Origin of the sequence: Methylobacterium sp. CCH5-D2, from assembly GCF_001556475.1 — a bacterium.
Lineage (GTDB): Bacteria > Pseudomonadota > Alphaproteobacteria > Rhizobiales > Beijerinckiaceae > Methylobacterium > Methylobacterium hispanicum.
On the sequence record NZ_LSIX01000255.1, the window covers coordinates 1 to 9,056 of the forward strand.

Genomic DNA, 9,056 nt, shown 5'->3' on the forward strand with positions numbered 1-9,056 from the left:
CCCGCGGCCGCGTCCTCACCCCGCAGGCCTTCCGCCATATGGGCCTCGCCGTGCCCCGCACCGACCCGAGCCGGCAGCCCGGCCTGTTCCCCGACGACGGCGCCGATGCCTGAGGGGCGCCGCGCCGTCACGGTCACGCGCCGCACGGTGCTGCTGGGCCTTGGCGCGGCCGCGCTCGCCGGAACCGGGACGGCCGCCTACGCGGTCGGGGTCGAGCCGCGCCGGATCGTCGTCACTCGTTACCGGATCCGCACATCTGCCCCCTGGCCGGCCGGGCGCCGGCTCAGGATCGTCGCGCTCTCTGACATCCACGCCTGCGAGCCGTGGATGCCGCTCGGGCAGATCGCCGAGATCGTGGCGGTCGCCAACGGGCTCGGCGGCGACGTGATCGTGCTCACCGGCGACTACGTCGCCGGCATGAAGCTCGTCACCGCTACCATCGACGCGGCGGCCTGGGCGCCGGTGCTCGGGGCCTTGCGGGCCCCGCTCGGCACCTTCGCGGTGCTCGGCAACCACGATTGGTGGGAGGACCGCGCCGCGCAGCGGCGCGGGCAGGGCCCGACCGTCGCGGGCCGGGCGCTGGAGGCGGCGGGCATCCGCCTCCTGGAGAACGCCGTCGCCCCCCTCGATCTCGGCGGCGCCACGGTCTGGCTCGCCGGGCTCGGCGACCAGCTCGCCCTGCTGCCGGCGCGACGGCGCGACGCCACCCTCCGCCCCGGCGTGGACGACCTCGCCGGCACGCTGGCGCAGATCCCCCCGGGCGCGCCCGCGATCCTGCTGGCGCACGAGCCCGACATCTTCCCGCGCGTACCGCCACGGGTCGCGCTCACCCTGTCGGGCCACACCCATGGCGGGCAGGTCAGCCCCTTCGGCCACCCGATCATCGTGCCCTCGCGCTACGGGTCCCGCTACGCCTACGGCCATGTCCGGGAGCAGACGGATCTCGTGGTCTCGGGCGGGCTCGGGATGAGCGGACTGCCGGTGCGGTTCGGTATTCCGCCCGAAATCGTGGTGGTCGAGATGGAAGCCGGCGATCCCGCAGCGCGATAGATATGCATCGCACGCATATTTGATATCTTGTGCAGGGCCCGGACCGGGCGACGCTGGCATCGGAATCTCTTCCGGTACGCAGCCCAAATGCCTTTCGTCTCAGTCTAACGCACGGCCGCAGAACGGTTTTCCCCGCAGGGACGTGCGCCCCTTCGGATGCGCCGCCGCTGGCCCATGCCGGGACTGAAAGGACCGCTCCCATGCGGAACAGGACTGCGGCGCACAAGTTGATGGCGCGACCGTGCTCATCGGGAGCGCCGGCAAAACGAACGATCTCAGAGCGACCTTCGAGGAAGAACCACCATGAAGACCACCGTCCTGGCCGCGCTCGGCCTGTCCGTCGCCGCCCTCGCCACGCCCGCCCTCGCGCAGGACGCCCTGCCGCTGCGCATCGGCGCCGACGCCCCGGTCGGCGCAGCCGGGACCAGCACCCCCGCCTTCCGCGCCGAGGCCCTGCGCTCGGACGCCGCCAGCATCGAGGCGAGCCGCATCGCCCTGGAGCGCTCCCGCAACCCGCGCGTGCGCAACTACGCCAACCGCGTCCTGGTCGAGCGCGAGGCCACTACCAAGGCCCTGCTGCCCGAGGGCACCTCGCTGACGGCTACCGGCCGCGTCGTCTCCGACCGCCAGGGCATCCCGACCCGTCTCGACAACCCGCTCGGCGTGGTCCTGGCGCCCGTGACGATCGCCGCCAACCTCGGCACGAACATCGTCGGCGGCGTGCTCGGCGGCGTCGGCATCGTGGACAACAGCCCGGCCGAGCCGGGCCGCCGGGTCGCGCTCGGCCCGAACGGCCAGGAGCGCATCGCCCGCCTGCAGGCCGCCCGCAACAGCCGCGACTTCGACCGCACCTACGTCCGCGAGCAGGCCCGCTCGGATGCCCGCACGCTCGCGCTCTACCAGACCTACGCCCGCAACGGCGACAGCAACGCGGGCCGCACCTTCGCCAACGAGGCGCTGCCCTTCATCGCCGACGAGCACGCCCATTCGGCAAGCCTCGCCGGTCGCATCGACGGCTGATCGCCGCCGATCTCCGCCTGAGCGCGCAGGGCCGTCCCCGGAAGGGGGCGGCCCTCGTCGTGCCGGACCGCCCCCGGCCGCCCGAGGCCGCTATCCGGCCGGCTGGATGGCCAGACGGCCCCCCTGGCGTTCCAGGCTCCGCGCGAGAAGCCGCATCAGCGCGTAGACCGCATCGATATGCGGGGTCGCCGTGCCGGTGATCCGGCCGAGCTCGATCACCGAGCCGACGAGCGCCTCCAACTCGATCGCGCGGCCCGCCTCAACGTCCTGCAGCATCGAGGTCTTGTGCGCGCCGACCTTCTCGGCGCCCGCGATGCGCCGGTCGATGTCGACCCGGAACGTCGCGCCGAGCGCGGTCGCGATGGCCTGCGCCTCCGCCATCATGGCGCGCGCCAGCGCCCGGGTCTCGGGGAATTGGCAGATATCGACGAGCGTCGCGTGGGTCAGCGCCGAGATCGGGTTGAAGCTGAGGTTGCCCCAGAGCTTGAGCCAGATCTCGGAACGGATGTCCTCGATCACCGGTGCCTTGAAGCCCGCGTTGCCGAGCATCTGGGAGAGCGCCCGCGCCCGCGGGCTCACCGAGCCGTCCGGCTCGCCCAGCGTGTAGCGGTTGCCCTCGACCACCCGCACCACGCCCGGCTTCTCGAGGATCGCGGCCGGGTAGACCACCGAGCCGATCACCCGGGACGCGTCGAGGTGGCGGGCGATGCGGCCGCCCGGATCCGAGTTCTCGACCTGCCGGCCCGCATGCGGACCGTCGTAGCCGTGCAGGAAGTACCACCACGGGATCCCGTTCTGCAGGGTGACGACCGCCGTGTCCGGCCCGATCAGGTGCCGGAGGTCGGCCGCGATCGGCCCGACCTGATGCGCCTTGACGGTGAGCAGCACGGTATCGTGCACCCCCGCCTCCTGCATCGACTGGGTGGCGCGCACGTCGGGGGCGTGGACCTCCGTGCCGTCCTCCTCGATCAGCCGCATGCCCCCGGCCCGGATCGCCTCGAGGTTGGCGCCACGGGCGATGAAGGTGACCCGCTCGCCCGAGGCGGCGAGCTTGACGCCGAGATGTCCGCCGATGGCGCCTGCGCCGACGATCGCGATGCTCATCCGTCCGATTCCTGACCGCCGCTGGCATACGGCATGCCTACAAAACTGCCCGAACACGGACTTTCAGTCTTCCGCAAAGAATTCGGCCGACTCTCAAAAAAACTTCACCGCTCACGCATCGGTGTGCGGGGGAGCACGTGCGCGTCGGAACCTGGGTTCGGCTTCACCGTTCACGCCACCGAAGCGGCCCGCCGCGGCCACCCGCGCCGCAGCGACCGGGACCGCGAACGGGAGACGACGCGATGAGCAGCACCACCGACAAGCTCAAGGGCCTGGCCAACGAGGCCGCCGGCAACGTCAAGCAGGGCATCGGCAAGGCCACCGGCAACGAGAAGCTGCAGGCCGAGGGCAAGGCGCAGGAGCTCAAGGGTGAGACGCAGCGCGCCGTCGGCGACGTCAAGGACGGCGTGGGCAACGCCGCGCAGAAGGCCGCGGACGCCGTCAAGGGCCGCTGAGCCTCCCACCGCCGATCCATTAAGGAAGGCCGGCTCAGCCGGCCTTCTTCGTTTTCGGCCTGAGGAATCGAGAGAGAGGAAGAGAGATGAACCGCGATCACATCGAGGGTGGCGTCCGCAACCTGCGCGGCCGCGCCAAGACCGCCGTCGGCGCCGTCGGCGGTCGGCCGGGTCGTCAGATCGAGGGCGCGATCGATCAGGCCGCGGGCGCGGCGCAGTACGCCTACGGCCGCGCCCGCGACGCGGCCGAGGATCTCGCCCGCGACGGCCGCCACCTCGCCCACGAGGCGCGCGAGCGTGGGCAGGCGCTCTACGACGAGGCGGAATCCCGCGGCCGGCACTACCGCGACCGGGCCGAGCGGCACGGCCGGGCCCTGGCGCACCGGGCGAACGAGAACCGCGCAACGACGGTCGCCATCGTCGCCGCGGTGGCCTTCGGCCTGGGCTGGCTCGTCCGCGGCCGGGACTGACGGCCGGATGCACCGCACCGGCCCCGGAGATGCCGGGGCCGCTCAGAACAGGCATAAAGACATCTTTATGTCTTGATTGCCTCCTCCGTCTCGACCTGCTACAGGCCTCGCCGACGCGGTCGCGGCCGGTGTGTGGGGAGAAGGCCCCCGCGCGCCGGCCGCCCGCACCCGACCCAGAGCCTCAGAGACGGAGCTTCAGACCCCATGGCCAAGGATTACATCGTCAGGGACATCGGTCTGGCCGATTACGGCCGCAAGGAGATCTCGATCGCCGAGAGCGAGATGCCCGGCCTGATGGCGGTCCGTTCCGAGTACGGCCCGAGCCAGCCGCTGAAGGGCGCCAAGATCGCCGGCTCGCTCCACATGACGATCCAGACCGCGGTGCTGATCGAGACGTTGAAGCACCTCGGCGCCGACATCCGCTGGGTGTCCTGCAACATCTACTCGACCCAGGACCACGCCGCCGCCGCGATCGCCGCCGCCGGCATCCCGGTCTTCGCCGTGAAGGGCGAGACCCTGGAGGAGTACTGGGACTACACCGCCCGCCTGTTCGACTGGCATGATGGCGGCATGCCGAACATGATCCTCGACGACGGCGGCGACGCCACGATGTTCGTGCATCTGGGCCTGCGCGCCGAGAACGGCGACACCGCCTTCCTCGACAAGCCGGGCTCCGAGGAGGAGGAGGTCTTCTTCGCGCTCCTCAAGAAGAAGCTCAAGGAGAAGCCGAAGGGCTGGTTCGCCGGGCTCAGTGAGTCGATCAAGGGCGTCTCCGAGGAGACCACCACGGGCGTGCACCGCCTCTACATCCTCGCCAAGGAGGGCAAGCTGCTCTTCCCGGCGATCAACGTGAACGACTCGGTCACGAAGTCGAAGTTCGACAACCTCTACGGCTGCAAGGAGTCGCTGGTCGACGGCATCCGCCGCGGCACCGACGTGATGATGGCCGGCAAGGTCGCGATGGTCGCGGGCTTCGGCGACGTCGGCAAGGGCTCGGCCGCCTCGCTCCGCAACGCCGGCTGCCGCGTCATGGTCTCGGAGATCGACCCGATCTGCGCGCTCCAGGCCGCGATGGAGGGCTACGAGGTCGTCACCATGGAGGACGCCGCCCCGCGCGCCGACATCTTCGTGACGGCCACCGGCAACAAGGACATCATCACCCTCGACCACATGCGGGCGATGAAGGACCGGGCGATCGTCTGCAACATCGGCCACTTCGACAACGAGATCCAAGTCGCCGGCCTGAAGAACCTCAAGTGGACCAACATCAAGCCGCAGGTCGACGAGATCGAGTTCGCCGACGGCCACCGCATCATCCTCCTGTCGGAGGGCCGCCTGGTGAACCTCGGCAACGCGACCGGCCACCCGAGCTTCGTGATGTCGGCCTCGTTCACCAACCAGACGCTCGCCCAGATCGAGCTCTGGACCAACCCCGGCAAGTACGAGCGCCAGGTCTACACCTTGCCCAAGGCGCTCGACGAGAAGGTCGCGGCCCTGCACCTCGAGAAGGTCGGTGCCAAGCTCTCGAAGCTGCGCCCCGACCAGGCGGCGTATATCGGGGTGGGCGAGAGCGGCCCGTTCAAGCCCGAGCATTACCGCTACTGAGGGCCCTCGGCCCGCCGCTCAAAATTTTCTTGAGCTCTATCGAGCCCGGCCGTCGCGCCGGGCTCTTTACGTTTTGTCAACCCTGCACCGGGGTAGCGAACTGTGTCTTCTGTGTGTCGCGCGCGCGCGGCGTGCGCCCCGGCTCCCGGCCCTGCGCGCAAACCCCTTCCGGCGCGATTCGCCCCCGCGCTAAGGTGAATCGAATCTTCAGATGAGGTGACGCGCCGCCGGTCCGCGAGGATCGGCCGGCCGGAACGGTGCCGCGTGCGCCGCGCGATCGCGCGCGCCGGCCTCATCGGTGGTCGAGGGATGAGGCGGGTCATGGGTCTCGAACGGACGGCGCGGCTCGCGGCCCGCGTCGGCGCACTCGTCGTCGGCGCCCTGTTCTGCCTCGGGGCCGCCTGGGCGGCGCCCGCGGATCCGGCCGCGGCGCTCCACATGCACGGCGTGGCGAGCCTCTCGGTGCTGGGCGGCCTGCTCGCCTTCGCCACGATCCTCTCGCTGCTGCACCTGCGCGAGCGCGCCCGCTGGACCCGGCGCGACCGCGAGCAGGCCGCGGCGCTGGACGCGCTGCGGGGCGCCCACGACCGGGCCGAGATGCTGCTCAACGCCGAGCGCCAGATCATCGTGACCTGGAACGCCCGCAGCGAGCCGGTGATCGAGGGCGATGTCGGCCTCGCCTTCGACGGCCGATCGGCCGCGGGCGCGGCGCGGCGCGTGCTCGCCTTCGGCTCCTGGCTTCTGCCCGCCGACGCGGGCGCGATCGAGGCGGCGGTCGAGGCGCTGCTGGTGCGCGGCACCGGCTTCCACCTCGCGCTCCGCAGCCAGGACGGGCGCAGCATCGAGGCGCAGGGGCAGGCGGTGGCCGGCCGGGCTCTGCTGCGCCTGCGCGAGACCAGCGAGGAGCGCCGTGAGATCGCGGAGCTGCGCGAGACCCTGGACGAGGCCCGCCGGGGCGTGGCCGCGCTGGCCGCGCTCCTCGACGCGATCCCGCAGCCGGTCTGGCGGCGCAACCGCGAGGGCGGGCTCGCCTGGGTCAACACGGCCTACGCGGCGGCCGTCGAGGCGCCCTCCCGCGAGGCGGCCCTCGACCAGGGGCTGGAGCTCCTCGACCGGCCGGCCCGCGAGACCGTGGCGCGCGAGGACGCCGCGCGGCGCGGCGCGGGCCCGACGGTGGCCCGCCTCTCCGCCGTGGTCGCGGGCAGCCGCCGGGTGCTCGACGTGTTCGAGAGCCGCGCCGACAGCGGCCGGGTCGGCATCGCGGTCGACGTCTCGGAGCTGGAGAGCGTACGCGCCGACCTGCAGCGGCAGATGAACGCCAACGTGCGCACCCTCGACCAGCTGCCGACCGCGGTGGCGATGTTCGACGACCGCCAGCGCCTGATCTTCCACAACGCCGCCTACCGCCAGCTCTGGGACCTCGACGCCGCCTTCCTGGAGGGGCGCCCCTCGGACGGCGAGATCCTCGACCACCTGCGCGCCGAGCGGAAGCTGGAGGAGCACGCCGATTTTCGCGCCTGGAAGCAGGGGGTTCTGGCGGCCTACCGGGCGGTGGAGGCCAACGAGACCTGGTGGTACCTGCAGGATGGCCGGACCCTTCGGGTCGTCGCCGACCCGAACCCGCAAGGGGGGCTGACCTACCTGTTCGACGACGTCTCGGACCGGGTGAACCTCGAATCCCGCTACAACGCCCTGATGCGGGTGCAGGCCGAGACGCTCGACACCCTGCGCGAGCCCGTGGCCGTGTTCGGCGGCGACGGGCGCCTCACGCTCGCCAACCGCGCCTTCTCGGCCTTCTGGCGCCTCGACCCGGAACTCGTCGCCGAGCGCCCGCGCGTCGAGGCGGTGATCGAGGCCTGCCGGCGCCTCGCGCCCGCCGAGGAGCCCTGGCTCGACATCCGCGACCGCGTCGTCGGCCTGGAGAGCCGCGAGGGCCTCGCCTGCCGGCTGGAGGTGGTGGACGGCACCGTGCTCGACTGCACCGCCCAGCCGCTGCCGGACGGCGCCACGCTCATCACCCTCATCGACGTGACCGCGAGCGTGAACGTCGAGCGGGCGCTGACCGAGAAGAACGACGCCCTGGAGAAGGCCGCGCAGCTGCGCGACAGCTTCGTCCACCACGTCTCCTACGAGCTGCGCTCGCCGCTCACCAACATCATCGGCTTCACGCAGCTGCTCGGCGACGAAACGGTCGGAGCGCTCAACGTGCGCCAGCGCGAGTATTCCGAGCACATCATGCGCTCCTCGGGCGCGCTCCTCGTCATCATCAACGACATCCTCGACCTCGCCTCGATCGATGCCGGCTCGCTAGAGCTGCAGCGCGAGATGGTCGACGTGCCCGCCACCGTCGAGGCGGCGATGCGCGGCATCGAGGACCGGCTCGCGGAATCACGGCTCAGCGTGCAGCTCGACGTGCCGGCCGGCATCGGCAGCATCTACGCCGACGGCAAGCGCGTGCGGCAGATCCTGTTCAACCTGCTCTCGAACGCCGTCGGCTTCTCGCATCCGGGCGAGCGCATCGAGGTGCGCGCGCGCCGCACCGCGACCGACCTGACGCTCAGCGTGCGCGACCACGGCGTCGGCATGCCGGCCGAGGTCGCGGCGCTCGTCTTCGACCGCTTCGAGAGCCGGACGCTCGGCACCCGCCACCGCGGCGTCGGCCTCGGCCTCTCGATCGTGCGCTCCTTCGTGGAGTTGCACGGCGGCCGGGTCACGCTCGAATCGAGCCCGGGCGCCGGCACATGCGTCACCTGCAGCTTCCCGCTGGTCGATCCCGAGGCGCAGGTGGAGGCGGCCGAGTAGCCGGCCGATCACGCAGGCGTGCGGCGCGGATCGCTTGACGCGTCGGGCCCGGGATCCCAGCACGCCTGCCATGTCCACACGCGCGACCACCGGCTGGGCCGTCTTCCGCAACGGCGATTTCCGCCTGTTCGGTGCGGCCCGCTTCCTCACCGGCCTCGCCTACCAGATGCAGGCGGTGGCGATCGGCTGGTTCGTCTACGACCTCACCAAATCCGCCCTGGCGCTCGGCCTCGTCGGGCTGGCGGGCTTCCTGCCGGCGATGCTCGCCGCGCTCATCACCGGCCACGTCGCCGACACCTACGACCGGCGGCTCGTGGCGGCGGTCAGCTTCGGCGTGCAGGCGGCCACCAGCTTCGGGCTGCTCGCCTACGCGCTCTCCGGGGCGCAGGCCGTGTGGCCGGTCTACGGGCTGGTGATCCTCGTCGGCACCGGCCGCGCCTTCGCCAACCCGGCGCTGCAGGCGCTCCTGCCGACGCTGGTCTCCCGCGAGCTGTTCGGCGGCGCCATCGCCTGGAACGCCTCGCTCTGGCAGACCTCCTCCGTGCTGGGC

At 71.8% G+C, this 9,056-nt stretch carries 8 protein-coding genes; 7 read left to right on the top strand and 1 reads right to left on the bottom strand.

Features of this window, described 5'->3' with window-relative positions; all coding sequences use genetic code 11:
- Positions 1–105 precede the first annotated feature (105 nt).
- The gene (locus AX737_RS06785) at positions 106–1,050 is read left to right on the top strand and encodes a metallophosphoesterase (RefSeq protein WP_066920058.1); all 945 of its coding nucleotides are present in this window, start codon (positions 106–108) and stop codon (positions 1,048–1,050) included.
- Between the two features lie 303 nt (positions 1,051–1,353).
- Entirely contained in the window at positions 1,354–2,070 is a 717-nt protein-coding gene (locus AX737_RS06790; RefSeq protein WP_066920059.1) for a DUF4142 domain-containing protein, read from the top strand.
- 90 nt (positions 2,071–2,160) lie between these two features.
- Here the strand turns inward: AX737_RS06790 and AX737_RS06795 are convergent, their stop codons facing one another.
- A complete protein-coding gene (locus tag AX737_RS06795) occupies positions 2,161–3,174 on the bottom strand; it encodes a 2-dehydropantoate 2-reductase (protein WP_066920060.1) in 1,014 nt (337 codons plus the stop codon).
- Positions 3,175–3,416: 242 nt separating this feature from the next.
- Between AX737_RS06795 and AX737_RS06800 the strand changes: the two genes are divergently transcribed.
- The 5 genes from AX737_RS06800 to AX737_RS06820 form a co-directional block, all read left to right on the top strand.
- Complete coding sequence (locus tag AX737_RS06800) at positions 3,417–3,629, top strand: CsbD family protein (protein WP_066920062.1); 213 nt, start codon at positions 3,417–3,419, stop codon at positions 3,627–3,629.
- An 86-nt stretch (positions 3,630–3,715) separates the two neighbouring features.
- Positions 3,716–4,099 (top strand): CsbD family protein, encoded by a 384-nt coding sequence (locus AX737_RS06805; RefSeq protein WP_066920063.1) that lies wholly within the window; start codon positions 3,716–3,718, stop codon positions 4,097–4,099.
- A gap of 204 nt (positions 4,100–4,303) precedes the next feature.
- Positions 4,304–5,704 carry an adenosylhomocysteinase gene (ahcY, locus tag AX737_RS06810; RefSeq protein ID WP_066920065.1) on the top strand — a complete coding sequence of 467 codons (1,401 nt, stop codon included), beginning with the start codon at positions 4,304–4,306 and terminating at the stop codon, positions 5,702–5,704.
- A 321-nt stretch (positions 5,705–6,025) separates the two neighbouring features.
- A complete protein-coding gene (locus AX737_RS06815) occupies positions 6,026–8,506 on the top strand; it encodes a PAS domain-containing sensor histidine kinase (RefSeq protein ID WP_066920067.1) in 2,481 nt (826 codons plus the stop codon).
- 70 nt (positions 8,507–8,576) lie between these two features.
- The coding region (locus AX737_RS06820; RefSeq protein WP_156453566.1) for an MFS transporter at positions 8,577–9,056 on the top strand (480 nt) is incomplete at its 3' end.